Raw genomic sequence first — 24,094 nt, 5'->3', positions numbered from 1 at the left:
TGGGTTTCATGCGTTCGGTGCTTATTGCCAGAGCGCAGGAACTTCACCGGCGCCAGCCACCCCAAAGAACATGAACAAAATGAAAACCCTGATCCTGGCCGTCTTGGCCGCCGTACTGGCCTTTCCTGCAGCTGCCCAGTTTGCCAAACCTGAGGACGCCATCAAGTACCGGCGGTCGTCCTTCAGCGTGATGCAGACGCACTTTTTCCGCCTGGGCAACATGGTCAATGGCCGCGTGCCTTACGACGCCAAGGCGGCGGCAGAAAATGCCGACATCGTTCAAGCGCTGGCCCGGCTGCCCTGGCCGGCTTTTGCCGCCGGCACCGGCGAAGGCGAAACCCGCGCCCATCCGGCTATCTGGACGCAGCAGGCCAAGTTTGCCGACCTGTCGAACAAAATGGTGGACGAAACCGTCAAACTCAGCGCAGCCGCCAGGGCCGGCGATCTGGACAAGCTCAAGGTCGCCTTCAGGGCCACCGCCGGGACTTGCCAGTCGTGTCACGACGCGTTTCGTACGCGCTGAGGGGGACCGCTTTCCTTTGATAAAAGTCAACGCTTGCTAGCGCTGACTGCGTAGCATGAGTCCACCGTGACGCATGCCCCCATGAAGCTCCTTTCACACGCCCGCGCCAAGTTGCGCATGCGCCCGCCTCATGGCCCGCTCATGCGGGCGCCGTTGCCAGCCACGGCGATCGTTTCCGTTTTTGCTACTCAACCAGGAGTTTTTCATGACCCGTTTTCGATTCGTTCCCCTCGCCCTGGCCCTCGCCGCCACCAGCGCCTTGGTGGCCTGCAACACTGCTCCGGGCATGCCCATGGGCGCTGCGCCTGCCGGCAGCATGGCCACACCCGACCACATGGCCAAGATGGATGCCCACATGAAAACCATGCAGGCCATGCATGAAAAGATGATGAACGCCAAGGCCCCGGAAGAGCGCAGCCAACTGATGGCCGAGCACATGAAAACCATGCAGGACGGCATGGCCATGATGGACAGCATGCCCGGCGCTGGCATGGGCGGCATGAAAGGAATGGGCGACATGAAAGGCATGCACGGCACGGCTGGCGACATGGGCGCGCGTCATCAGATGATGGAAAAGCGCATGGAAATGATGCAGGCCATGATGAAAATGATGATGGACCGGATGCCAGCGGCACCCGTCAAGTAAAGGCGCCCAAGCTTGCCTTTTCCGTCGATGTTGGACGTTGATGGGAATCTCGCGGGCAAGTCGCCAAAAACCATGGGGGGCTTGCTTTTTGTCCCGCAACGCCAGCACGGGCGACAGCGGTTGCTGCTGACTGCACTGGAATCTGATGCCCGGACAGTTAACCATCCTTGAAAGGAAAAGACCATGCCCTCTAACGACCGAACCCTACAGTCCGAGGTCAATGCGAAGCCCCAATCCCCGTCGTACGGGTTTCACGCCCATCTTGGAAAGACCGACTTCGCGGCCGCTGCCGAACGGGTGAGCGCTGCGCTGAAGAATGAGGGTTTCGGCATCTTGACCGAGATCGACGTGCAGGCAACGATGAAAAACAAACTCGGCATCGATGTTCCGGCACATCGCATTCTCGGCGCCTGCAATCCCGCGCTGGCTCACCGCGCCCTGATGGCTGAACCTGATATCGGCCTGTTGCTGCCGTGCAATGTAGTCGTGCGTCAGGATGCCGACGGCAAGGTGACGGTCGGCCTCATTGACCCGATAGCGATGCTTCAAGTGACTGACAACCCGGAAGTAGCAACGGTCGCCCGCGAGGCCGGCGAGCGACTGCAACGCGTGTGCGCCGCGCTGGCCACGGGCTGAATTTAAGCGCAAAAGCTTTTTTTCTACAGCAGGTTGCTGCATGGTTTGAGCAAGAGCATGCAGGATGGGTCGGCGCTGGTGGTTTGCTGTCGTGCTGGATACGCACAGCGCGGCCTGAGCGACAAGCTGATCCAAAGCGCGACCTTGACATAGGCAACGCCCTGCGGCTGCGCAACAGACGCATCTGAGCGCGCCGCCGCAAGCGGGCCAGGTCAAGTTCAGTCGCGGTAGCTCTGGTACACCCGGCTGCCGCCGTCCGCCTGGATCAGCAGCACGTCATACGGGTCCTTGCGGCCCTGGTAGGCAGGCCCGTCCATACCCGGCGAGCCGACCGGCATGCCCGGCACGGCCAGGCCCACGGCCTTGGGGCGCTCCTTCAGCAGCCGCCGGATGTCGCGGGCCGGCACATGGCCTTCAATCGCATAGCCGCCGACCTGCGCGGTGTGGCAGGAACCCATCTTTTCAGGCACGCCCAGCCGGGCGCGGGCGGCCGCGTTGCCGCTGTCGTGGACCTTGACCTGAAAGCCGTTGGCCTCCAGGTGGCTGATCCAGTCCTTGCAGCAGCCGCAGTCCGGGTCTTTCCAGACTTCGACCCGGGGCCGGGTTTGCGCCATCAGGCCGGGCGCAAGGGCAGTGCCCGCCAGGCTGGCGAGGGTTTGAAGCAGAAATCGTCTTTTCATCGGGTGTTCCTTGCAGGCGTACCGTTATTTGGCGGTTTCAATCGCCGTGACGACCATGGCGCTGCCCTGGTGTTCGGCGGTGAATTTCACCTGGTCGCCGGCCTTGACCTTGTCCAGCAAAGACGGGTCCACGACCTTGAACACCATCGTCATGCCCGGCATGTCGAGGTTTTTGATGGGGCCGTGCTTGAGGGTGATTTTTTGCGCTTCCTTGTCAATTTTCTTCACCTCGCCGCTGCTCATGTCCATGCCCATCATGTCCATTTTCGGGGCCGGACTGGCCACGTCACTCACCTTGGCCATGCCGCCCATGCCCATGGCGGGCTTGGCGGACTGGCCGCTGGCGGCGACGGCAACCTTGCCTTTCATGCCGGCATCATAGTGGCCCGGATGCAGGCAGGCAAAATCCACCGTTCCCGCCTGGGTGAAACGCCACAGCAACTCGGCGCTCTGGCCGGGCGCCACGCTGAGCATGTTGTCGTCGGCATGCTCCATGTGCGGGTTCTTTTTCATCACTTCGTAGTGCGCCTTGAGGTCTTTTTCCGTGCCCAGGACGAACTCGTGGCGGAGCTTGCCGCTGTTTTTCACCACGAAGCGGATCGTCTCGCCTTGCTTGGCTTGAATGGCGGCGGGGGTAAAGCGCATCGCGTCGCTCATGTCCACCTCCACGGTGCGCGTGACGTTGGCGGCCACGCCGGCTTCGCCAATGGCTGGCGCGCTGGCCGGGCCGTGTGCATGCCCGCCCGCGTGGTTTCCTGCGGCAAAAGTGGCTGTTGCGCAGGCCAGCAGGGCGCAAGAAGCTATAGTTTTGATAGTCGTCTTCATGGTGTTTCCTTGGGTTGAAGGTAAGTGGCTGGGAAAATCAATGGCCCGCGTGGCCCGTGGGCTTGCGGATTTGCACTTCGGTCTGCGGGCCTGCCGGGGCGGGCGTGGCCGCGCTGGCCTGCCTGCGCGCCGGATCGGGCAGGGCGCCGGTCCATTCAAAGGCGCGGGTTCCGGTGGGCTGCTTATACCAGCCGGAGTTTTTGTAGTCGCCGGGCTTTTGGCCCTTGCGCACCTTGAGCACGCTGAACATGCCGCCCATTTCCACGCTGCCGTAGGGGCCGGTGCCGGTCATCATCGGCGCGGTGTTCTCGGGAATAGACATTTCCATGGCACCCATGTCGGCCATGCCGCGCTCGCCCATCACCATGTAGTCGGGCATGGCTTTTTGCAGCTTGCCGACCAGCCCGCGATGGTCCACGCCAATCGTTGTCGGAATGGCGTGGCCCATGGCGTTCATCGTGTGGTGGCTCTTGTGGCAGTGAAAAGCCCAGTCGCCTTCCTCGTCGGCCAGAAATTCAAGCTGCCGCATCTGTCCGACAGCGACATCGGTGGTGACTTCGGGCCAGCGCGCGGCCAGCGGCCACGGTCCGCCGTCGCTACCAGTGACCTTGAACTCGTGGCCGTGCAAGTGCATGGGGTGGTTGGTCATGGTCAGGTTGCCGATGCGGATGCGCACCTTGTCGCCCAGGCGCACGTTGAGCGTGTCAATGCCCGGAAAGATGCGGCTGTTCCAGGTCCACAGGTTGAAGTCCAGCATGGTCATGATTTTCGGCGTCATGGTACCGGGGTCGATGTCGTAGGCACTGAGTAAAAACACGAAATCGCGGTCCACCTCGTCGATCAGCGGATGTTTCGCCTTCGGATGCGTGACCCAGAAACCCATCATGCCCATGGCCATCTGCGTCATTTCGTCGGCATGCGGGTGATACATGAAGGTGCCGGGGCGCCGGGCCACAAACTCATAGACAAAGGTCTTGCCGACCGGAATGGCCGGTTGCGTCAGGCCGGACACGCCGTCCATGCCGTTGGGCAGGCGCTGGCCGTGCCAGTGGACGCTGGTGTGCTCGGGCAGCCGGTTGGTGACGAACACGCGCACCCGGTCGCCTTCGACGACTTCAATCGTCGGGCCGGGGCTCTGGCCGTTGTAGCCCCACATGTGGGCCTTGAAGCCGGGCGCCATCTCGCGCACCACCGGCTCGGCCACCAAGTGAAACTCCTTCACGCCGTTGTTCATGCGCCAGGGCAGGGTCCAGCCGTTCAGGGTGACGACCGGGTTGTAAGGCCGGCCGCTCGGCGGCACCAGCGGCGGCGCAGTGTCCGCCCCGCTCATCAGGACCGGCTCGGGCAGGGCGGCCAGTGCCACCCGGATGACCGAGGCGGCGACCACGGCCGTGAGCGCCGCGCCGTTGAAAAAATTGCGTCGATTCATGGAGAAATCCTTGAGATTTTGATGGTTGTGGCGGTGCGGGTTCAGTGCGCGCCAGCGCCAGCGGCTGCGGTGCCCGAAGGGCTGGACGCCTGAGCGCCGGACGGCAACGCCACCGGCGCGCCCGCCAGCAGGGTCTGCAGGTCGGCCTCGGCCAGCCAGAAATCGCGCTGGGCATCCATCGCGCTGCTGGCGCTGAGCGCCTGCGCGCGGGTGTCGGCCAGCAGGTCGAACACGCTGAGCAGCATGCCGTTGTAGCGCAGCACCGTCTCGTCGTTGATGAACTTGCGCAGCGGCAGCACTTCGCTCTGGTAGTGGCGCGCCACGTCGTAAGCCGTGCGGTAGTTGTTGTAAACCTGCCGCGCTTCGCTGCGCGTGCTGACCGCCAGCGCGCGCACCCCGGCGGCGTCGCCCATCGCGTCCCACAGCGCATCGGCGCTGGCCGGACGCGGCTTGCTGGCCCGCTGGCGCTGCCACTGGTCCTGGGCCGTGCGCAGCTCCATGCGCTCGCGCACCGCCCGGCTTTCCACGTCGGGCATGTCCTGCGCCTGCGGCGGCAGCGCGGGCAGCTCGGCGGGCAGCGTGAAGCCGGTCTGCCCGCCCCACAGGCCGAGCAGGGTGATGAGCTGTTCACGCGCATTGAACGCGACCTGCTGCGCTTTGGCCAGTTGCAGCGTGGCTTCGGACAGCATCAGCTGGTCCTTGGCCTGCTGCAGTTTGCTCAGGTTGCCGACCTGCGTCATGCGCCGGCTCAGCTCGCCTGCGGCTTGCGCCGTTTCCTGCGCCTGCAGCATGGTGGCCGCGCCCTGGGCGGCGGCCACCGCCGTGATCCACGCCTTGCGCGCCTGGGCGGACAGCAGCGTCAGGTCTTGCCGCGCCTTGAGTTTGGCCGGGTGGTTGTCGCGCACCGTGTCTGAAATACTGACGCCTGCACCGGCCAGCGACGCCTGCCAGCCAGGGTTGTTCAGCAGGGCGATGCGCACGGCCGCTTCGGCGCTCAAGGGCGCCTTGAGCAGTTCGTTGACCTCTGCCGTGGCGTCCACGCCGGGGCGGGCAATCGGCACGGTGGCGCTGCCCAGTCCGACAGCCCTGCCAGCGGCGAGTTGCTGCAGAGCGGTCACGCCGCCGTCAAGCTCGGGCGTGGCCGCCAGCGCCGCGTGTCCGGTTAGGGCCAGTATCAAACTGGCAACGGCGCCCAGGCGTTGCGCCGGGGTGGCGCGTGGGTTCAAGAATAGGTTCATGGCACGCCTTAACGGGTGGGGGCAGGGGCTGGGCTGGATGGGGGATTGGCGGCTTTGGCCTGCTCCTGCTCCCATTTCAAAAGATCGGCATGGCCGCGTTGGAACTGGCCGACATCGGCATTGGCTTTTTTCCAGTCCACACGGGTTTGTTCCACCCCCGTGGGAACGCCGGCAAACGCCGAGCGGAACAGCGCGGCCTGAACCGGCGTGTCGGCGCTGGCAGCCAGCGTGGTTGGCTGCGGGTCGAGTTGGGGATAAGGGGCGGCCTGCGCCGGGGCGACACAGGCCACGGCCATCAGCGCCAGCCGGGCGGGTACGTTCGACAAGAAAGGGATGTTCACAAAAGTCTCCTGAAATACGAGCGGGGCGATGCGGGGCATCGCCGGTGGGCGGCATGCCGGTCTTTGAAAAAGACCGTGCCGCTGGCAAGTACAGGCCCAATACGGGCCTGGGCGTCAGGAAATGGGTGGTTTGTGGCCGGGCGCGGCTTCGGCGCTGGCGAAGCGTGCAGCTTTGGCGTGGGGCTGGATGCGTGAACCGAAAACCGGCGCTGCGCCCCCGGCCGCCGGGGTGAGCGCGACGCTGTGGCACGCCTGGCAGACGTCGCAGGATGGGCAATGCCCGTCCGCGCCATCCGCCGCGTGCCCTGCGCACTCATGTGCCGCCGGCATTGCCGATTCATGGTCAAAATGGGCTTCTGCGCTTTTCCTGTGGGCGTAAGTAGCTATTATTTTGGTAGTGGATTGCTGGGGCTGGTGCGGGTGTTGCAGCGAAGCCAGCGCCATGTCATTGGCCATCACGTCGCCCGTCCAGTCGCGCACAAGCAGCAGGGCGATCATGAGGACGAAGAGCAGGGCGCGCAGGGGTAAATGATAGGCCATGGCGGAAAAGGTTCCGGCCAGGCGGGGTTTTATCGAATTTCCAGCCATTCCAGCCGTGAGCCGCGCTGGCTTGCGTGGCGGCTGGATTGAACGCCTGACCGGCCGCCTGGGCGCGGCGTCACGCATGCGACAAAAAGCGCGCTGCCATCAGCAGCGACCCGAATGCGCCGCGCCCGGACTCGGGTTAGCCTGAGCGGACCTTATTCAGCCTGGAGTACTGCCTTGACCCGTTCTTCAACCGCCGACCAACCGGTAGCCGGCGCGCCGCCGCGCCACGACCTGCATTACCCGTTCTGGCCCAAACGCCTGCCGCGCAGCATCACGCCGCCGCAAACTTCCCTGTGGCACAACCTGGCGGTCAGCGCGCTGCGCTTCCCTGACAAGCCGGCGCTGGTGTTTTTTGACCAGGCACTGAGTTATGCCGAAGTGCTGCGACAGGCCGAGCGCCTGGCCGCTACGCTGCATCGGCTCGGCGTGCGAAAGGGCGACCGGGTGCTGCTCAACCTGCAAAACTGCCCGCAATGGGTGATTGCGCATTTCGCCATCCTGCGGATCGATGCGGTGGTGGTGCCGGTCAACCCGATGAACCGTGCCGAGGAACTCAAGCACTACATCACCGACCCCGATGTCAAGGTCGTCATCACCGCCGCCGACCTGGCGCCCGAACTGGCCAAGGCCAGCGGCGAACTGCCACCGGCCGAACGGCTGGCGCACCTGATCGTGACGCATTACAGCGACGCCTTCGAGGGCGAAACGGCTGCGGCCGACGGCGACGACGCGATGCCGCAATCCTGGCGCGACTGGCTGGGCACCCGGCACGACCTGCCCGCGCTGCCAGGCGGGTCGGTGCTGGCCTGGACCGATGCGCTGGCCGCCAGCGACATCAGCCACTTGCCCGACCACGCGGCCACGCCGCAGGACCTGGCCGTGCTGCCCTACACCAGCGGCACCACCGGCCTGCCCAAGGGCTGCATGCACACCCATGCCAGCCTGATGCACAACGCCGTCGCCAGCGGCCTGTGGGGCAACAGCACATCCGAGAACGTCGTGCTGTCGGTGATTCCGATGTTCCACATCACCGGCATGGTGTCGGTGATGCATGCGTCGATCTACGGCGGCGCCACGCTGGTCATCATGCCGCGCTGGGACCGCGAACTGGCCGGCCGGCTGATCTCGCGCTGGCGCGTGACGCACTGGACCAACATCCCGACCATGGTGATCGACCTGCTGGCCAGCCCGAACTTCGCCAGTTTTGATTTGAGCAGCCTGGTGTACATCGGCGGCGGCGGCGCGGCCATGCCGCAGGCCGTGGCGCAGCGGCTGTGGGAGCAATACGGCCTGCGTTTCGCCGAAGGCTACGGCCTGACCGAAACCGCCGCGCCGTCGCACAGCAACCCGCCCGACGCCACCAAGCAGCAATGCCTCGGCATTCCCTTCATGAGCACCGAGGCGCGCGTCATCGACCCTTTGACCCTTGAGGAAATGCCGCAGGGCGAGCAGGGCGAGATCATCATGAGCGGGCCGCAGAACTTCTCGGGCTACTGGAAGCAGCCCGGGGCCACTGCAGCCGCCTTCATCGAAATCGACGACAAGCAATTCTTTCGCTCGGGCGACCTGGGGCATGTGGACGAGGAAGGCTACTTCTTCATCACCGACCGGCTCAAGCGCATGATCAACGCATCGGGCTTCAAGGTCTGGCCGGCCGAGGTGGAAGCGCTGATGTTCAGGCATCCGGCGGTTCAGGAGGCCTGCATCATTTCCACCCGCGACGCCTACCGGGGCGAGTCGGTCAAGGCCGTCGTGGTGCTGCGTGAACAGTTCAAGGGCCAGGTCAGCGAGCGCGAGATCATCGACTGGTGCAAGGAGCACATGGCTGCCTATAAATACCCTCGCGTTGTCCAGTTCGTCGATGCGCTGCCCAAGAGCGGCTCGGGCAAGGTGATGTGGCGCGCGCTGCAGGAGGCTGAAGGCCGGCCGGGCTGATTCCAGTAAATTCAGAATGAAAAATGGCTTTTGCGCCATATCCACCTGTGAAAGCAGCTATTAAAAAAATAGCAGCATGGAAAATTGAAGGTATCCCTTTGGATTGGCAGCTTCAGCGACTGGTCTGCTTTGGTTTATTCTGAAAGCTGGAACCCGTACAAACCTGAAACTTGCCTTCAACCATGGCCCTTACCTCTCAAAAAAGACCCCCGTTCGTGCCTTTGAAGCCTTTGGGCGGCTGGCGGCTACGCTGGTACACGATCATTTTCGAAGCCGATACACCGGCCGGCCGCTTGTTCGACCAGGTCCTTATCGGCATTATCTTGCTCAGCGTTGCCGTGGTGATGGCCGACAGTGTCGAGGCGGTCAATCGAATGCACGCCAGGACGTTTGCAATAGCCGAATGGTTTTTTACACTGCTTTTTACCTTTGAATACATTGCCAGGCTGGTATGCATTCGCAATCCCTGGCGCTATGCCACCAGCTTTTTCGGCATTATTGACCTGCTGGCCGTGCTGCCCACCTATCTGGCGCTGTTTTTTCCGGAACTCTACGCGTTGATCGACGTGCGTGTGCTGCGGCTGCTGCGCGTGTTTCGCGTGTTCAAGCTCACCGAATATGTGGCTGAATACCAGTCCCTGGGAAGCGCACTGGCAGCCAGCAGGCGAAAAATCCTGGTGTTTTTGTCCACAGTCGTGATGCTGGTGCTTGTCCTGGGCACGGTGATGTACGTGGTGGAAGGCCGGGCCAACGGATTTACCAGCATACCGACGTCGGTCTACTGGGCCATCAGCACGGTGACGACGGTGGGCTTTGGTGACATCACGCCCAAGACCGACCTGGGACGGTTGATTGCATCTTTCATGATGCTGCTGGGCTGGGGCACGCTGGCCGTGCCGACGGGCATTGTCACCGCCGAAATGGCGGCGCAGCGACGAACGAAGATGTCTCCTGAATCGGCGGCGCGCACCTGTAGCGCATGCCTGGCCGAGGGCCATGCGCCGCATGCCAATTTCTGCTTCAATTGCGCGGCGAGACTATCGACTGATCAGCGCCAGGCACAAGCTCCAACAGCGGCCGCACCTGTGCGCGAAAGCTGACGACTTTTGACAGCTCAGCCGCCAGCCGTCAGCCGGCGCGGCGTGATTTCCACCGACTCGCTGCCGGTGCTCATCCACACCGTGCCGTCCTGAATCGTGATCTGCAGCTGCATGCCGCGCTGGGCGAGTTTGGCCAGCGCCTGGCTTTGGGCCGCTTCGATCTGCCAGACCACCAGGTTGGCGGCGCGGGTCAGCTTGCTTTCAATGCCTTTCCACCAGACCGGCGTGCTGCTGGAAAAGCTGATGACCGTGACCCGCTCGGCCCGGCCGGCGGCGCGCATCAGGCGCTTGTCGTCGGGCTGGCCGACGTCGATCCAGTGCAGCACCGCGTCGGTGTAGTCCTTGTGCCAGAGCGCGGGCTCGTCCACATCCCACAGGTCCTTGGCGAATTCGAGGTTGCCGCGCTTGTCGTCGCCCTGCACGTTCAGCGCGAACGCCAGCAGGCGGATCATCATGCGTTCGTCGGTTTCGGATGGGTGGCGGGCAATGATGACGTTGTGGTCGCCATAAATGCCGCGGTCCATGTCGGCAATTTGCAGTTGGGCTTTGTGAATGGTGGCTTTGATGGCCATGGGAATCGTTCTCGGGTGGCAATGCCCGGCTGCCTGACAGGCAGCCGGGAGTTTTTGCGTTAAACCGCCTATTGGAACAGCCTTTTTGCCGTCCGTTGTTGCCTAGAGAGCGATCAGATCAGCTTGGAATAGGCCGCTGTGGTCGGCTGGGTCAGGTACTTGTCGAACACCATGCCGCTGGCGCGAACAAACATGCGTCCCTTGGGCGTGACCCGGATCGCCTGCGCATCGATGGTGATCAGGCCCGCTTCTTGATACGGCTGGAGCAGCGCCAGCTCGTGCGCAAAATAGGTGCTGAAGTCGATGCCGTGGTCGCGGTTGACAGCGTCAAACTCAACCGGCGCGCTGCACATCAGCGTCATGATGATCTCGCGCCTGAGCACGTCGTCCGCGCTCAACTCAAAACCTTTTTCAAGCGGCAGGCGGTCCTGGTCGAGCCGCTCGTAGTAGGCGTTGACGGTGCGCACCGACTGGCTGTAGGAGTTGCCAACCTTGCTGATGGCCGACACGCCAAAGCCGATCAGGTCGCATTCGGAGCGCGTGGTGTAGCCCTGGAAATTGCGGTGCAGGGTTTTGCCCAGTCTTGCCTTGTTCAATTCGTCGTCGGGCTTTGAAAAATGGTCGAGCCCGATGTACACATAACCGGCGTCCAGCAGGCGCCGCATCGACATCATGAAAATCTGCAGCCGCTCCTCGGCCGACGGCAGGTCGCTGTCGTTGATCAGCCGCTGGGCCTTGAAGCGCTGGGGCAGGTGCGCGTAGTTGTACAGCGCGATGCGGTCGGGCGCGATGCGGATCAGGCTGTCGAGCGTGTGGCCGAAGCTGGTCAGCGTCTGCTTGGGCAGGCCGTAGATCAGGTCGGCATTGATCGACTCGAAGCCGGCCTTGCGGCTTTCCTCGACGGCTTTTTCGACCATTTCCAGCGGCTGGATGCGGTTGACGGCCTGCTGCACCGCCGGGTCAAAGTCCTGCACGCCAAAGCTGTTGCGGTTGAAACCCAGCCCGGCGAGCATGGCCAGCGTGCCGTCGCCGACGGTGCGCGGGTCGATTTCAACGCCCAGTTCGGCATCTGGCGTGAAGTCGAAATGCCGGCGCAGCATGTCCATCAGCTGGCCGAGTTCTTCGGCGCTGAAAAAAGTCGGCGTTCCGCCACCCAGGTGCAACTGCACCGCCTTGCGGTCGGGGCCGATCTGCGCGGCGACCAGCGCCATTTCCTTGTCGAGGTAGCGCAGGTATTCGGCGACCCGGCCGTGCTCTTTCGTGATGATCTTGTTGCAGGCGCAAAAGTAGCACAGCGATTCGCAAAACGGCAGGTGTACGTAGATCGACAGCGGCGGGTTGCCGGGCTGGCCGGCGCGCTGCGCGAGGTGGCCCTGGTACGACTGCTCGTTGAAGCCGGCGTGGAACCGGTCGGCGGTCGGGTAGGAGGTATAGCGGGGGCCGAGCTTGTCGAACCTGCGGATCAGTTCCTCGGACAATTCAATATCGGGCAGGGGAGAAGTCATGGAAGGTCCAGGCAAAAAGGGTGGGATGATTTTGTCGCAAATTAAAACGCCTTTTGCCGTCGGCGCCGTCTGCGGCAAGATCGGGGATGCCGTCAGGGGTTTGTCAGGGCGGCGGTATTTTTACAAGCAGGAAATGATTGTTTGCAAATTTCACCTTATCCTACGCCGCGCCGGCCGCCTAGCTGTTACAAGAAGGCCATGCGGCTGGCAAAGTCCGTGCAGGCATCAAGCGAAACGAATTCCGCCAGCCCTGGGCGACCATTCATCGAACATCAGGAAGGAAAAACATGAAGGCTATCTGGAATGACGCTGTCATTGCCCAAAGCGACAACACCGTGGTGCTTGAAGGCAACCATTATTTCCCCGAAACCTCGCTCAACCGCGACCACGTGACGTTCAGCAACCACCACACCATGTGTTCGTGGAAAGGCCAGGCCAGCTATTACTCGCTGCTCGTCAACGGCGAAATGAACACCGACGCCGCTTGGTATTACCCCGATCCCAAGCCCGCAGCCGACAATATCAAGGGGCATGTCGCGTTCTGGAAAGGCGTTCGGATTGAGCCCTGAAGTCAAGGAATTGGGCCTATGTTCAAGCACATTCTTGTTCCTGTCGACGGCTCGCCCGTCGCCCGTCACGCTGTCGACAAAGCGCGGGCCATTGCGTGCGCGTTCAGGAGTTCGGTGACGCTGATCTATGTCATTGACCCTTATGTCTTCACCAACAGGGGCGCTGATTTTTCTTATGGCCAGTCCGACTACCTGCGTGCCGCCACGGTGGAGGCGAATGAAGCCATCAGCGCGGCCAGGCAGGTTTTCGAAGCCCGGGGAATGTTTGTCAAGGGTTCGGTCGTGGAAGGCCATTCGGTTTATCAGGCCATCCTGGAAGCTGCCGAAACCCTCAATGCCGACCTGGTGGTGATGGGCTCGCACGGCCGCCGGGGGCTGGAGAAACTGGCCCTTGGCAGTGTCACGGCCCAGGTGTTGTCGCACGCCCACCTGCCCGTGCTGGTGGTGCGCGATCAAGGCGCCTGAATTTTTGTTCTCAAAGGAGTTGTCATGGAATTGTTGAATCACGATCTGGCGCATGAGTTTCCCCAATACCTTGAAAAAATGAAGCAGCTCAAGGCATCAGACGCACATTTCGCAAGCCTTTGTGAACATTACGATGCCGACAATCACACGATTACCCAACATGAGCAGGGCAAGACCGCCATGGCCGTAGACGCGCTGGAAGTGCTGAAGAAAAAGCGGCTCGAACGCAAGGACGAGATCTTCCAGATACTGAAAGCCGACTGACCGGTCCATGGTTACTCTTGAGGCATCAAACAAGTGCTTTGCGCATGCCACGTATGCGTTGTATGTTATAAAAAAAGCAAAATACTTCTGAAATACCCCGCATTCGTTTTCCCTGCAGGCGGCTTTAATTTTTCATCAAACTGAAACAACGCATTGTTATGCTGGCCTGTTAAATTAACCAGCAGTGCCCGGAGCGCGCCATGAATTCAATTGACGAAGAGGTGATGCGGCGAATCCGCAATGACCTGATCGACAGCTACGACGAAGAGCTGGAGATGGAGCTTGAAGACCAGACGCTGGCCCAGCTCACAGGGGAAGAACCCATCACCTCAAGCGCGCAGGACAAGGAACGCCGCCGCCAGTATTTTCGCGAGCTGTTTCGCCTGCAGGGCGAACTGGTCAAGCTGCAGGACTGGGTGATTGCCAGCGGCCACAAGGTGGTCATCTTGTTTGAAGGGCGCGATGCCGCCGGCAAGGGCGGCGTGATCAAGCGCATCACCCAGCGCCTGAATCCGCGCGTGTGCCGCGTGGCGGCGCTGCCCGCGCCCAACGAACGCGAACGCACCCAGTGGTACTTTCAGCGCTACGTCGCGCATTTGCCCGCCGCCGGCGAGATGGTGCTGTTTGACCGCAGTTGGTACAACCGCGCCGGCGTCGAGCGGGTGATGGGTTTTTGCACTGACGCGCAGTATGAGGAGTTTTTCCGCACCGTGCCGGAGTTTGAAAAGATGCTGGTCAGTTCGGGCGTGCAGATCATCAAGTACTGGTTTTCAATCTCCGACGACGAGCAGAACCTGCGCTTTCTGGGCCGCATCCATGACCCGCTCAAGCAGTGGAAACTCAGCCCGATGGATCTGGAGTCGCGCCGCCGCTGGGAGGAGTACACCCGCGCCAAGGAAGTCATGCTGGAGCGCACGCACATTGCCGAGGCACCGTGGTGGGTGGTGCAGGCCGATGACAAGAAAAAAGCCCGGCTGAACTGCATTCACCACTTGCTGGCGCAAATGCCCTACCAGGAAACCCAGCATCCGTCCGTGGTGCTGCCCGCGCGAATCCGCCATGAAGACTACGTGCGCCAGCCGGTGCCGCAGGACATCGTCGTGCCCGAGGTGTATTGAGCGGTTTTCAGTCCCGGACGTCAGCGACCGGCTGCGCGCCAAAGTCGGGCCGCGCCAGCCAGGCGAGCACGCGCCGGGCGGCTTCGCCAGGCTCGGTCAGCTGGCCGCCGGTCTTGAGCCGCGCAAAGCTGTCGCGGTCGGGAAAAGCGTCTCGAGGGGCGCTGCGCAGCTGAAGCTGCATGGAGGTGTCGATGACGCCGGGCGCGAGGGAGCAAATTTTTGCGCCACCGGTCTTGAGCGCTTCTTCCAGCGCCACGCAGCGGCTGAAATGGTCCATGCCGGCCTTGGCTGCGCAATAGGCAGCCTGCGACGCCATTGGCCTGCGGCCCAGGCCCGACGAGATGTTGAGCACCCTGCGTTCGGCCTTCCAGCCTTCGGTGGCGCGCAGGAAGGCTGACGTCAGCAGCATCGGTGCTTCCAGCCCGACCCGCAGGGCATGCGCCAGATCGGCTGGGTCGGCCTGGCTCAGTGGACCAATGTGGGCAATGACGCCGGCGTTGTTGATCAGCGTGGCGCTGTGCCAGTCCGTGCCGCCCTGTTCGCGCAGCCAGCCTTCAAGCCGTGTGCCCGGCGCGCTGCTGTCGGCCAGGTCGTGGCACCACTGGAGCAGACAGGCATCGGCCTGCCGGGCATGCTGCGCAAGCGCAGGCGATTCAGTGCGCGAGATGCACAGCAGCGTGTGGCCCGGCGCGAGCAACTGGCGCGCCATCGACAGGCCCATGCCGCGCGATCCGCCGGTCAGGATGAAAAGGTGTGGAGTCGTCATGCAGCGCATGGTAGCGCCAGGCGTTCCGGCATGCAGGCGCGAACGCCGGAACGGTTAAAAATCAGGCGGGCTTTCAAACGACAGCAGGGCGCCGGTTGCCGGATGGACCAGGCGCAGGGCGCAGGCATGCAGCAGCAGGCGCGGCGACCGGGCCTGCACCGCCCCGGGCGCATACAGCGCATCGCCCAGGATCGGATGGCCCAGCGCCAGCAGGTGCACCCGCAACTGGTGCGAGCGGCCGGTGATCGGCTCCAGCTCAACGCGCGTGCGGTTTTCCGCATCATCAAAGGCCAGGCTGCGCCAGCGCGTCTGGCTGGGCTTGCCGCTGGCGGCGTCGATGATGCGCAGCGGGCGGCGCGGCCAGTCCACCGCGATTGGCAGGTCGATCAGGCCCCAGCCGTCAGCGCTCGATGCGGGCGCCAGCCGGCCATCGACCAGCGCCACATAACGCTTGTGGACCGCGCGGCGCTCGAACAGCTGGCTCAGTGCGCGCTGCATTGCGGCGCCGCGCGCCATCAGCATCAAGCCCGATGTGGCCATGTCCAGCCGGTGGACGACCAGTGCATCAGAGTAGATGGATTGCACCCGGCGGCTCAGGCAGTCTTGCTTGTCCATACCGCGCCCGGGTACGGAAAGCAGGCCCGAGGGCTTGCCAAGCACCATCAGGCTGTCGTCGGCATGGAGGATCTGCAAAGGCGGGTCCGCAGGCGCGCCGGGGCCAGTGATTTCCTGGGCAGGGGTCAAGGCTTGGGCGGAGGGAAGTTGTGAACGGTCGGGCTGGTGCGCCGGACCTCGCGCAGCATGAAAAGGTAGAGGCTTTCAACCTTCTCGCGCGCCCAGGGCGTCTTGCGCAGGAATTTCAGGCTCGACGCCACGCTGGGCTCGCTGGTGAAGCAGCGGATGTTGATGCGCTGGCCCAGGCCCTCCCAGCCGTAGTGGGCGGCCAGCGCGGTGACGATGGTTTCGAGCTTGACGCCGTGCAGCGGGTTGCCCGGCTGGCCGCCTGCCGGGGCAGGCTCTGGCGCAAGTGCGGTGGAAGGACCTGCGGGAAGCACCATGAGGCGCTTATTTATTCTTCAGCTTGCCGCGAATCGGAACCTGCGTCACCACGGTCGGGCGAACCGCGTCGGGCGACACCAGCTTGGGCGGCGAGCTGTCTTTCTTGGGTTTTTTGACCATCTTGTCGTTGTTCTGTTGACCTTTTGCCATGTCGTTTCTCCATTAAGTTGATGCTTGAATTATCAGTGCAACTTTATACGTGGCCGGTGCGTCCGGTCAATCATTTCGGACAGGGTGATGCGTGCGGTTTTGGTGGGTCCGCCGCGAGCCAGAATGAGAGCGAATGGGTTTGGTTTTATGTAAAAAAGGTCGTTTACGCATACACAGAATACGTTAGCAGCTATTTAATATATAGCAACAGGTGGCTGTGAATGCTGGCCTTCACGGGTTTGGAGAAGCGGCCCGCTGGTAAGCTCCCGGCCCCATGCCCATGCACAGCTTTGCCGAACTCACCCGCCAGCGCGCCTTCATGCGCATGTGGTTTTCCCGACTGTTCGGCACCACCGGCAACCAGATGCTGATGGTTGCCGTCGGCTGGCAGATGTACGAGCTGACCGGCAGCGCCTGGGACCTGGGGCTGGTCGGCCTGTACCAGTTCGCGCCTGCGCTGCTCTTGACACTGGTGGCCGGGCATGTGGCCGACCGGCTGAACCGGGCGCATATCGTGGCGGCCTGCCTGCTGACGCAAGGCGGCGTGGCGCTGCTCCTGGTGGCCGCGACGCAGGGCTGGGGCGCATCAAGCGGCTGGGTGTCGCGCGAGTTGCTGCTTGGTGTGTCGGTCATGCTGGGCGTGGCACGCACCTTCCAGATGCCGGCGCAGCAGGCCCTGACGCCGATGCTGGTGCCGGCGGTGATGCTGCCGCGCGCCACAGCCTTGCTGCCGATGTTTGCCAAAGGCATCGTGCATGTCGGGCCCTGGGGTCTGGGCTTGCTGCGCGGGGCGCCGGCGGCGGGCGCCCTGCTGCTGTCGGTGGCGCTGACAATTCGGTGTTCATCGGCGCGTCGAACCAGCTCGGCGAATTCGAATCTGGCGCCACGGCGGCGCTGCTCGGGCCGGTCGGGTCGGTGGTCGCGGGCGGCATCGGGACGCTGCTGGTGGCCGTGCTCTGGCTCAAGGGCTTTCCGGCGCTCGCCAACCGCGACCGCATGACCGACCCGCCAGCGCCAAGATAAAAACCTGGCGGTGGGCGCTCAATGCGCCTGGTTGGCCCGAACGCGGTTGACTTCCAGCGGCGTGACGGCGCCGGCCTGGTTGCCCCACGAAGTGCGGATATGGCTGATCAGGCCGGCCACCTCGCTGTCGCCAAGCACCAGCACGAAAGGCGGCATGCCAAAGGGCCGGGGATTGCCCACTGTTGCCGGCGCAAAGCCGCCGTTGAGCACCATCTGCACCAGGTTGTCGGCGGCGGCCATCGTCACCGCCCGGTTGCCGGCCAGCGGCGGATAGGCATTGGCAATGCCTTCGCCCTGCGCACCGTGGCACTGCGCGCAATGCTGCTCGTACAGTTTCGCGGTTTTGTCAGTGCTCGATGACGGCGGGGCGGGGCGGGGCAGGGCGGTTTTTTCAGGCGCCGGGCTTGCGCCGGGAAGCGCCTTGAGAAAGTTCGCCATGGCGCTCAGGTCCTGGTCCGTCAGGTGCTGGGTGCTGCGCAGCACCACCTCGGCCATCGGTCCGCTGACCGAGGTGCCCGGCGCCACGCCGGTCTGGAGCAGTTGCACGATGCGCTCACGGTCCCAGTCGCTCACGCCGGCCTCGTGCGGCGAGGTCAGCGACGGCGCGTACCAGTTCTGCATCGGGATCAGCCCGCCGGCCAGCGCCAGGCTCTGGCGGCTGCCGCCCAGCGCATCGCGCGGCGAATGGCAGGCGCTGCAATGGCCCAGTCCTCTGGCCAGGTAGGCGCCCCGGTTCCATTCGGCATCGCGGCGGGTGTCTGGCTGGTACACGCCGGGCTTGAAGTACAGCGCGCGCCAGACGGCGAGCGCGGCCTGCGAGCTGAAGGGAAAACCGAGCGCGTGCGACCGGTTCGGCTGGTTCACCGCAGGCTGGCTGCGCAGGAAGGCAAAGATCGCGTCCGAATCCTCGCGCGTCACCTGGGTGTAGCTGGTGTAGGGAAAGGCTGGATACAGCAGGCGGCCGCTTTTGGAGCGTCCGTTGTGCAGGGCGCGCCAGAAATGCGCCGACGACCAGCTGCCGATACCGGTATTGGCATCAGGCGTGAGGTTGGAGGTGAACACCGTGCCGAAGGGCGTCGCAATGCCCAGCCCGCCGGCATAGCTGGCGCCGCCGCGCGCGGTGTGGCAGCCCATGCAGTTGCCGGCCGTGGCCAGGTAAGCGCCGCGCGCGATCAGGCTGTCGGAGGGGGCAAAAGCTGCCGTGGCCTTGAGATCGACCTCGTCGCGCACATTGAGCGCCCAGATGGCGGCCGCGGCGCCAAGCACCAGCACGGCGATGCCCAGTGCAAATCGGGCCCTTGTCTTCATGGTTGCGCTTTCATCTCAGGCATGCCGGACGCCGGCAGTGCCGCGCTGCCGCAGCGCAGGGGGTCGCTGCCCGGCGCTTTGGCGGGTGGCGAACTGGCCGCGCGGGTATCGGCCGGTAGCGGCTGGGCGGCAATCCAGCTGGCCACCGCGTTGATGTCTTCCAGGCTCAGGCGGGCCACGACGTCCTGCATGCAGTCAGGAGCATGGGCGCGGCGCTGGCCGGCCTTCCAGGCGCCAAGCTGCGCATTGAGGTAGTCGCGCGGCAGCCCAAGCAGGCCCGGCACCGCAGGCGCCACGCCGGTCATGGCCTGGCCGTGGCACTGGATGCAGGCGGGCAGCTTGCGGCCGCGGTCGCCATGCATGACGACTTGCTCGCCCCGGCGCAGCACCGCAGCGGGCGCCTGGGGCGGCAGCGGCGCCGGGTAGGGCACGTCCAGGCTGGCGAAATACTGCGCCATCTCCAGCAGGTAGGCGTCGCTCAGCGGATCGATCAGCCGGGTCATCAGGCCGTAGTGGCGCCGGCCTTCGCGGAAATTGAGCAGCTGGTTGTACAGGTAGCCGGCCGGCTTGCCGGCCAGGCGCGGGTAGTAGCCGTCGGGCGCGGCGCGGCCTTGCGGACCATGGCAGGCGGTGCAGGCCAGTGTGCGCTGGGCCATGGTGTCCTCGAACGGCGGGGCGGCGGCGGCTGCACTGGCGCCCGTGGCCAGCAAGCCGCAGCCTATCAGGGCGGGCGTAGCGAGTCGGCGCGCCAGGGTTTGCAGTCGGGTCATCTTCATGTGGGAATCATGCCTCAGCCTGCAGGCGTTTGTTCGGGGTCAGAAAAGCGCTTCAATCACCACGTCGGATGCGGGATGCGCCACGCAGGGCAGGATGAAACCCTCGCGTTTTTCATCCAGGCTCAGCCCCGGCCAGTCGATGCGGTACACCACCTGGCCGCTGACCAGCCGGCACACGCAGGCGCGGCAGGTGCCGTTGCGGCATGAACTGCCCCGCAGCCACACGCCGGCCTGCTCGGCGGCGAGCAGCAGCGGCAGCGCCGCAGGCGCTTCAAACACCGAGTCGCCGCCGGCGATGCGCGCGCTGAAGACAAGGCCGGCGGGGTCTGCCGGGGCTATGGCTGTCGGTTTGCGTTCTGGCATGGCGTGATGGGTGGGGGTAGCGTGTCGGCGCAAGGCAAAAGGTTGAATTTAACCCAAGCCCTTTGGGCGCCGTATTCGAATTGCGCGACAATCCGGCCTTTTGAGCATTCCCCTGACTTTCACAAGCGATTTCTCCTATGTCCAGCTATTCAGTCCGTCCCGCCTTTGCCCGTGATGCCAAAGCCATTGCCGAAATCCATGTTGCCACCTGGCAAGCCGCCTACAAGGATTTGATGCCCGAGGACTACCTGGCCAAGATGACGGTGGACAAGCGCCAGGCTTACTGGCGCGAAGCCATCGAGTACAGCGAGCCGCAGGTGCTGGTGGCCACGCAAGGCGACGAGATCGTCGGCTTCGTCGGCTTCGACCGTTCGCGCGATGCCAAGACCCGCTCGACCGTCGGCGAAATCTGGGCCCTCTACGTGGCGCCCGAGCACTGGAGAAAGGGCGTGGGCCTGCAGCTGTGGGACGGCGCGCGCGACGGCCTGAAGGATGAAGGCTGCACGCAGGTCACTTTGTGGGTGCTGCTGGGCAACGAGCGCGCACTGGAGTTTTGCGAACATGCCGCCGGCTTCAAGCGTGAAATGCCGTCGCTCAAGACGGTCGATTTTGGCAGCGTAAAACTCGAAGAGTTGCGCCTCAAGCGGGCGGTGGACTGACGCCAGCTGCCGCCGTCGGCCAGCCGACGGTTTGCGACAGCAGTATCTGGTGGTCGGCTTGCAGTCCCATGGCTTCGGACAGCGCCTGGCGGTCCATCCAGGCACGAATCACCGTTCCCAGCCCGGCCGATGCACAGAACAGATAGACGGATTGCGCCATGGCGCCTGCCGCCACGGATGCATACGATTCGCGGTTTGCCGCAGGCACCGCCGTCATGCGCGAATGGTCGGCGACAAAAATCAGGTCAAGTGGCGCCTGGTCGACAAAGTCCTGATAGCCCGTCACGCGCCGCACATCGGTCGCGCTGATCAGGTACAGCACATGGCTGGAAGACTCGTAGCGGTACAGGCCCTCGGGCAAGGCCACATAGACCTCGATTTCCTGCGAATTCATCGCGCTGGGCGTTGTGCGTCCCTCGTCATCGGGCCGGTTGACGCCCGCTGCCGCCCAAAGCAGATCGGACAAGACCTGATGGTCCAGCGGTGAAGGCGAAAACTCGCGCTCCGAATGGCGCTGGCTGCGGCTTGAGCTGGCCGATCATCCCCATTGCCAGTTTGGTCAGTGTGTTCATGGCTTCCTTTTTTGCGACAGCAACATGTCCATGCTATGGCAACAAGCTCGTCGGGACTTGCTTTTGATCAAGCACTTTCATGAAAAGCAGTTGAGGGAAACCCTGAAGCACACCGGCGTCGCGCGATTTCGTGCAAAACGCGACGCCAAGGTCCGGCGTTCGCGCCGGCGTCAGGTCGGTGCCGTGACCTCGCCTTCCTCGTCCGGAATCAGCGGCGTTCCCTGGTCGGGATTCACCGGCAGTTCCAGGCCTTCTTCGTCTTCATCTGCCTCCTCGCCCGGTCCCTTGCGGGGCAGGGTGTGGCCGGCAGCGCCTGCGTGGTGGTTCTGAAGGGCGGAATTTGAAAAATGATGCATGGGGTTCCTCCGGGTTTTGGCGCGGCCGGTTGGCGCCATGTGTCGGCAGTGGATTATTGGCCCAAATCTGTCTCGGTTTCAGCTGGGCAGAGTTTGTCTTTTCTGTCCTACAAGGGCTCTCTGCGGCGCCGCACAGGCGGTGAAGTGCAGCCCCGCTTAAACTGGACTTTCAAGCCCATGTGGCGTGGTTTCTGCACGGCACCGCCTGTCGGCAAGATTCGAAACTGCTGAATTTTTAAAGGAAACAAGATGGAACACACGACTTCATACCCCGGCGATCCCAGCGCTGGCAACACCAACACCACCGACGGCGGCGCGCTAAAGCGCGGCGTGGAATCGGCGGGCTCGGCGCTGCACAGTTCCATCGACAAGATGGTCGATCCTGCGATTGACACCGTTGCACGTGTCACCAGCGTGGCGCATGAGGCAGTCAACCGGCTCTCCAGCGGCGCGACCCACGTCGCCGACCGTGTTTCCGAGCAGGCCACACGGGCGTCCGAAGCGTCCGGACGTGCCGTGGAGTGTTCAAAATCCTGGATTCAGGACAAGCCGCTGGAAGCCGTTGGCATGGCGCTGGCGCTGGGCTTTATTATCGGCCGCCTGACAGCGCACTGATCAATACCGGGCCCATGCGCCGATGCCCGGAACTGAAAACCGCCTGAGGGCGGTTTTTTGCTGTGCCAGCATTCGGAACGATTGCGTTTTTCTGTTTCCTTTTTTTCCTTAACCCCGTCGTGTCGCCGCACGCCCTGAAAACCCATGGCCACCAGCCTTCTAGCCCTGATCGATGACATTGCCAGCGTGCTGGACGATGTGGCCCTGCTGTCCAAGGTGGCTGCCAAGAAAACCGCCGGCGTCCTCGGCGACGACCTGGCCCTGAATGCGCAGCAGGTTTCAGGCGTCAAGGCGGAGCGCGAATTGCCGGTGGTCTGGGCGGTTGCCAGGGGTTCCTTCATCAACAAGGCCATTCTGGTGCCGGCGGCGCTGGCGATCAGCGCGTTTGCCCCGTGGCTGGTCACGCCGCTGCTGATGGTCGGCGGCGCTTTCCTGTGCTTTGAAGGCTTTGAAAAGCTGGCGCACAAATTCATGCACAGTTCTGCCGAGCAGGCGGCTGAGCATGAAAGGCTGGTCAGCGCACTGGCCGATCCGGCGGTGGACCTGCGACAGGTGGAAAAAGACAAGATCAAGGGCGCGATCCGCACGGATTTCATCTTGTCGGCGGAAATCATCGCCATCACGCTCGGCACGGTGCAGGACAGCCCTTTCACGACCCAGTTGATGGTGTTAAGCGGCATTGCCCTGGTCATGACGGCCGGGGTCTATGGCCTGGTGGCCGGCATTGTCAAGCTTGACGACGGCGGGCTCTACCTGAGCCAGCGTCCGGGCGCCGGGGCGTGGAGCCGTTTTCAGCAAAGCCTGGGGCGCGGCATCCTGCTTTCAGCCCCGTGGCTGATGAAGTTCCTGTCGATTGCCGGCACCGCTGCGATGTTTCTGGTCGGCGGCGGTATTTTGACGCATGGTTTCCCGTTCCTGCACCATGCTGTTGACGTCGCCACGCAATGGGCCAGCGACGTCAACGGCATTGGCGGTGTGCTGGGCGCCCTGGCGCCGCTGGCCATCGACGCCGTCGTGGGAATCGTGGCCGGCGCCATCGTCTTGCTGGCGGTCACGGCCTTCAAGCGCATGAAGCCAGGCGCGCATTGAACGCCGCGCAGCCTCTCCCAACCTTCAGGCGGTCCCTGGAAAGCTGATGGTTGACAAGTCTGGCGCTGCCGGTCTTGCTGACATCAACCCGAGCTGTTCTCTTTGTCCGACAGCCTGGAAGACAAATCCTATGGCGCGGTTTTTTTGTTCTGCTGGCACGCAATCCGTGCTGACCGCCGCACGGGCTTTTTGCCATGGCGGGTTTTTTTATCAGGGGCTGCATTGCAACATTCACCCATTGCCATCAAGCCAATTTCTCTCATTGCCGGAATAGATTTTTCGGCCGTCAGCGACACCGTGGCGCGCCAGTTGATCGGTATGCGGCTGCTGGTCGATGGCGTGGGCGGTGTCATCGTCGAGACCGAGGCCTACGACGGCGCAGATCCGGCCTCGCACAGCTTTGGCGGCCCCAGCGAATGCAACGCGGCCATGTTTGGCCCGCCGGGCTGCATTTATGTGTACCGCTCCTACGGCATTCACTGGTGCATGAACCTTGTCTGCCGCGAAGCCGGGCACGGCGCCGGGGTGCTGCTGCGCGCCATCGAGCCCACCGACGGACTGGAGCGCATGCGCGAGCGGCGCGGGCTGGACGATGTTCGCCTGCTCTGTGCCGGCCCGGGCCGGCTGGGGCAGGCGCTGGGCATTGACCGCAGTTTCAACGGCCTGCTGCTGGCCGAGCCGCCGTTCGCGCTGTTCCCCGCCGGGCCGGGGCTGGCGCCAAGCGTGGTGGCCGGGCCGCGCATTGGCATTTCAAAAGCCGTTGACCGGCCCTGGCGCTTCGGGCTGGCGGGTTCGCGTTTCCTGAGCCGGCCGTTTCGCCAGAATGCTATTTAATTGATAGCTGGTTGCGCACGTCCCGTGTGCGCAAAAGCCCTGTTTTGCTTAAGAAATGCGGGCGGCAGGGGTTTTTTTGTCGGGAAAGCG

Annotated in this window: 31 protein-coding genes and 2 pseudogenes; 15 read left to right on the top strand and 18 right to left on the bottom strand. The window is 63.6% G+C overall.

The genetic code is table 11. From position 1 onward, the window contains the following. Positions 1 to 70: 70 nt before the first annotated feature. From ACP7AD_RS03750 to ACP7AD_RS03740, 3 genes are all read left to right on the top strand, one after another. Complete coding sequence (locus ACP7AD_RS03750) at positions 71 to 523, top strand: c-type cytochrome (protein WP_426144455.1); 453 nt, start codon at positions 71 to 73, stop codon at positions 521 to 523. 205 nt (positions 524 to 728) lie between these two features. Beyond that, positions 729 to 1,169, top strand: coding sequence for a hypothetical protein (locus ACP7AD_RS03745; RefSeq protein WP_426144456.1), 441 nt, complete (start codon positions 729 to 731; stop codon positions 1,167 to 1,169). Between the two features lie 183 nt (positions 1,170 to 1,352). Beyond that, on the top strand, positions 1,353 to 1,805 hold the full coding sequence (locus ACP7AD_RS03740; protein ID WP_426144457.1) for a DUF302 domain-containing protein: 453 nt from the start codon (positions 1,353 to 1,355) through the stop codon (positions 1,803 to 1,805). 218 nt (positions 1,806 to 2,023) lie between these two features. Here ACP7AD_RS03740 and ACP7AD_RS03735 read toward each other — a convergent pair whose 3' ends face one another. The 7 genes and pseudogenes from ACP7AD_RS03735 to ACP7AD_RS03705 form a co-directional block, all read right to left on the bottom strand. Next, positions 2,024 to 2,485, bottom strand: a complete 462-nt coding sequence (locus tag ACP7AD_RS03735; RefSeq protein WP_426144458.1) for a DUF411 domain-containing protein — start codon at positions 2,483 to 2,485, stop codon at positions 2,024 to 2,026. A gap of 24 nt (positions 2,486 to 2,509) precedes the next feature. Next, positions 2,510 to 2,728: a copper-binding protein gene (locus ACP7AD_RS03730; protein ID WP_426165993.1), complete on the bottom strand. Its 219-nt coding sequence runs from the start codon at positions 2,726 to 2,728 to the stop codon at positions 2,510 to 2,512. Positions 2,729 to 2,824: 96 nt separating this feature from the next. Next, positions 2,825 to 3,310: pseudogene (locus ACP7AD_RS03725) on the bottom strand (cupredoxin domain-containing protein); the annotation flags it as partial. Between the two features lie 37 nt (positions 3,311 to 3,347). Next, complete coding sequence (locus ACP7AD_RS03720) at positions 3,348 to 4,739, bottom strand: multicopper oxidase family protein (protein WP_426144459.1); 1,392 nt, start codon at positions 4,737 to 4,739, stop codon at positions 3,348 to 3,350. Between the two features lie 41 nt (positions 4,740 to 4,780). Next, positions 4,781 to 5,977, bottom strand: coding sequence for a hypothetical protein (locus ACP7AD_RS03715; protein WP_426144460.1), 1,197 nt, complete (start codon positions 5,975 to 5,977; stop codon positions 4,781 to 4,783). Positions 5,978 to 5,985: 8 nt separating this feature from the next. After that, positions 5,986 to 6,318 (bottom strand): hypothetical protein, encoded by a 333-nt coding sequence (locus ACP7AD_RS03710; RefSeq protein ID WP_426144461.1) that lies wholly within the window; start codon positions 6,316 to 6,318, stop codon positions 5,986 to 5,988. Positions 6,319 to 6,432: 114 nt separating this feature from the next. Then, the gene (locus ACP7AD_RS03705; protein WP_426144462.1) at positions 6,433 to 6,858 is read right to left on the bottom strand and encodes a hypothetical protein; all 426 of its coding nucleotides are present in this window, start codon (positions 6,856 to 6,858) and stop codon (positions 6,433 to 6,435) included. A 222-nt stretch (positions 6,859 to 7,080) separates the two neighbouring features. Here ACP7AD_RS03705 and ACP7AD_RS03700 point away from each other — a divergent pair, with 222 nt between their 5' ends. Then, positions 7,081 to 8,841 carry a long-chain fatty acid--CoA ligase gene (locus ACP7AD_RS03700; protein ID WP_426144463.1) on the top strand — a complete coding sequence of 587 codons (1,761 nt, stop codon included), beginning with the start codon at positions 7,081 to 7,083 and terminating at the stop codon, positions 8,839 to 8,841. A 182-nt stretch (positions 8,842 to 9,023) separates the two neighbouring features. Continuing rightward, complete coding sequence (locus tag ACP7AD_RS03695) at positions 9,024 to 9,941, top strand: ion transporter (RefSeq protein WP_426144464.1); 918 nt, start codon at positions 9,024 to 9,026, stop codon at positions 9,939 to 9,941. Positions 9,942 to 9,955: 14 nt separating this feature from the next. Here the strand turns inward: ACP7AD_RS03695 and ACP7AD_RS03690 are convergent, their stop codons facing one another. Both ACP7AD_RS03690 and hemN read right to left on the bottom strand, forming a co-directional pair. Further along, entirely contained in the window at positions 9,956 to 10,513 is a 558-nt protein-coding gene (locus ACP7AD_RS03690) for a YaeQ family protein (protein ID WP_426144465.1), read from the bottom strand. A 113-nt stretch (positions 10,514 to 10,626) separates the two neighbouring features. Next, positions 10,627 to 12,018, bottom strand: a complete 1,392-nt coding sequence (gene hemN / locus ACP7AD_RS03685) for an oxygen-independent coproporphyrinogen III oxidase (protein WP_426144466.1) — start codon at positions 12,016 to 12,018, stop codon at positions 10,627 to 10,629. On the opposite strand from hemN, the gene ACP7AD_RS03680 reads away from it, so the two are divergent. The 5 genes from ACP7AD_RS03680 to ppk2 all read left to right on the top strand — a co-directional run bounded on the left by ACP7AD_RS03680 (position 12,017) and on the right by ppk2 (position 14,434). Continuing rightward, entirely contained in the window at positions 12,017 to 12,325 is a 309-nt protein-coding gene (locus ACP7AD_RS03680) for a hypothetical protein (RefSeq protein ID WP_426144467.1), read from the top strand. The genes hemN and ACP7AD_RS03680 overlap by 2 nt on opposite strands. Next, complete coding sequence (locus tag ACP7AD_RS03675; protein ID WP_426144468.1) at positions 12,306 to 12,587, top strand: DUF427 domain-containing protein; 282 nt, start codon at positions 12,306 to 12,308, stop codon at positions 12,585 to 12,587. Before ACP7AD_RS03680 ends, ACP7AD_RS03675 begins: the two co-directional genes overlap by 20 nt. A gap of 18 nt (positions 12,588 to 12,605) precedes the next feature. Further along, entirely contained in the window at positions 12,606 to 13,052 is a 447-nt protein-coding gene (locus tag ACP7AD_RS03670; protein ID WP_426144469.1) for a universal stress protein, read from the top strand. Positions 13,053 to 13,076: 24 nt separating this feature from the next. Further along, positions 13,077 to 13,316, top strand: a complete 240-nt coding sequence (locus tag ACP7AD_RS03665) for a YdcH family protein (protein ID WP_426144470.1) — start codon at positions 13,077 to 13,079, stop codon at positions 13,314 to 13,316. A gap of 200 nt (positions 13,317 to 13,516) precedes the next feature. Beyond that, the gene (gene ppk2 / locus ACP7AD_RS03660) at positions 13,517 to 14,434 is read left to right on the top strand and encodes a polyphosphate kinase 2 (RefSeq protein WP_426144471.1); all 918 of its coding nucleotides are present in this window, start codon (positions 13,517 to 13,519) and stop codon (positions 14,432 to 14,434) included. A gap of 7 nt (positions 14,435 to 14,441) precedes the next feature. Here the strand turns inward: ppk2 and ACP7AD_RS03655 are convergent, their stop codons facing one another. From ACP7AD_RS03655 to ACP7AD_RS03640, 4 genes are all read right to left on the bottom strand, one after another. Then, positions 14,442 to 15,200 (bottom strand): SDR family NAD(P)-dependent oxidoreductase, encoded by a 759-nt coding sequence (locus ACP7AD_RS03655; RefSeq protein ID WP_426144472.1) that lies wholly within the window; start codon positions 15,198 to 15,200, stop codon positions 14,442 to 14,444. 54 nt (positions 15,201 to 15,254) lie between these two features. After that, a complete protein-coding gene (locus ACP7AD_RS03650) occupies positions 15,255 to 15,863 on the bottom strand; it encodes a pseudouridine synthase (RefSeq protein ID WP_426144870.1) in 609 nt (202 codons plus the stop codon). 77 nt (positions 15,864 to 15,940) lie between these two features. After that, positions 15,941 to 16,258: a VF530 family DNA-binding protein gene (locus ACP7AD_RS03645; RefSeq protein WP_426144473.1), complete on the bottom strand. Its 318-nt coding sequence runs from the start codon at positions 16,256 to 16,258 to the stop codon at positions 15,941 to 15,943. 7 nt (positions 16,259 to 16,265) lie between these two features. Beyond that, positions 16,266 to 16,409: a hypothetical protein gene (locus tag ACP7AD_RS03640; RefSeq protein WP_196862713.1), complete on the bottom strand. Its 144-nt coding sequence runs from the start codon at positions 16,407 to 16,409 to the stop codon at positions 16,266 to 16,268. Positions 16,410 to 16,683: 274 nt separating this feature from the next. Between ACP7AD_RS03640 and ACP7AD_RS03635 the strand changes: the two are divergent. Continuing rightward, a pseudogene (locus tag ACP7AD_RS03635) lies at positions 16,684 to 17,432 on the top strand (MFS transporter). A gap of 18 nt (positions 17,433 to 17,450) precedes the next feature. On the opposite strand, the gene ACP7AD_RS03630 reads toward ACP7AD_RS03635, so the two are convergent. Genes ACP7AD_RS03630 through ACP7AD_RS03620 form a run of 3 tightly spaced genes read right to left on the bottom strand, consistent with a single transcriptional unit; the run spans position 17,451 to position 19,879 of the window. Further along, the gene (locus ACP7AD_RS03630; RefSeq protein WP_426144474.1) at positions 17,451 to 18,740 is read right to left on the bottom strand and encodes a c-type cytochrome; all 1,290 of its coding nucleotides are present in this window, start codon (positions 18,738 to 18,740) and stop codon (positions 17,451 to 17,453) included. After that, the gene (locus tag ACP7AD_RS03625) at positions 18,737 to 19,510 is read right to left on the bottom strand and encodes a c-type cytochrome (RefSeq protein WP_426144872.1); all 774 of its coding nucleotides are present in this window, start codon (positions 19,508 to 19,510) and stop codon (positions 18,737 to 18,739) included. The genes ACP7AD_RS03630 and ACP7AD_RS03625 overlap by 4 nt, the downstream gene beginning before the upstream one ends. 45 nt (positions 19,511 to 19,555) lie before the next feature. After that, positions 19,556 to 19,879, bottom strand: a complete 324-nt coding sequence (locus tag ACP7AD_RS03620) for a 2Fe-2S iron-sulfur cluster-binding protein (RefSeq protein ID WP_426144475.1) — start codon at positions 19,877 to 19,879, stop codon at positions 19,556 to 19,558. Between the two features lie 137 nt (positions 19,880 to 20,016). Here ACP7AD_RS03620 and ACP7AD_RS03615 point away from each other — a divergent pair, with 137 nt between their 5' ends. Then, positions 20,017 to 20,538: a GNAT family N-acetyltransferase gene (locus ACP7AD_RS03615; RefSeq protein ID WP_426144476.1), complete on the top strand. Its 522-nt coding sequence runs from the start codon at positions 20,017 to 20,019 to the stop codon at positions 20,536 to 20,538. Here ACP7AD_RS03615 and ACP7AD_RS03610 read toward each other — a convergent pair. Together ACP7AD_RS03610 and ACP7AD_RS03605 are read right to left on the bottom strand one after the other, a co-directional pair. Further along, on the bottom strand, positions 20,519 to 21,004 hold the full coding sequence (locus ACP7AD_RS03610; protein ID WP_426144477.1) for a SagB/ThcOx family dehydrogenase: 486 nt from the start codon (positions 21,002 to 21,004) through the stop codon (positions 20,519 to 20,521). The two genes, ACP7AD_RS03615 and ACP7AD_RS03610, sit on opposite strands and share 20 nt — an antisense overlap. 276 nt (positions 21,005 to 21,280) lie before the next feature. Beyond that, positions 21,281 to 21,466 carry a hypothetical protein gene (locus tag ACP7AD_RS03605; RefSeq protein WP_426144478.1) on the bottom strand — a complete coding sequence of 62 codons (186 nt, stop codon included), beginning with the start codon at positions 21,464 to 21,466 and terminating at the stop codon, positions 21,281 to 21,283. Between the two features lie 249 nt (positions 21,467 to 21,715). Here ACP7AD_RS03605 and ACP7AD_RS03600 point away from each other — a divergent pair, with 249 nt between their 5' ends. The 3 genes from ACP7AD_RS03600 (at position 21,716) to ACP7AD_RS03590 (ending at position 24,004) form a co-directional block, all read left to right on the top strand. Further along, entirely contained in the window at positions 21,716 to 22,081 is a 366-nt protein-coding gene (locus ACP7AD_RS03600) for a DUF883 family protein (protein ID WP_426144479.1), read from the top strand. 144 nt (positions 22,082 to 22,225) lie between these two features. Then, the gene (locus tag ACP7AD_RS03595; protein ID WP_426144480.1) at positions 22,226 to 23,170 is read left to right on the top strand and encodes a DUF808 domain-containing protein; all 945 of its coding nucleotides are present in this window, start codon (positions 22,226 to 22,228) and stop codon (positions 23,168 to 23,170) included. A gap of 222 nt (positions 23,171 to 23,392) precedes the next feature. Further along, complete coding sequence (locus ACP7AD_RS03590) at positions 23,393 to 24,004, top strand: DNA-3-methyladenine glycosylase (protein ID WP_426144481.1); 612 nt, start codon at positions 23,393 to 23,395, stop codon at positions 24,002 to 24,004. The last annotated feature ends 90 nt before the right edge of the window (positions 24,005 to 24,094 follow it).

This window comes from Polaromonas sp. DSP2-3-2b2, from assembly GCF_049895905.1.
Lineage (GTDB): Bacteria > Pseudomonadota > Gammaproteobacteria > Burkholderiales > Burkholderiaceae_C > Polaromonas.
The sequence above is the reverse complement of the archived record's forward strand: the minus strand, read 5'-3'. Positions and strand labels throughout refer to the sequence as shown.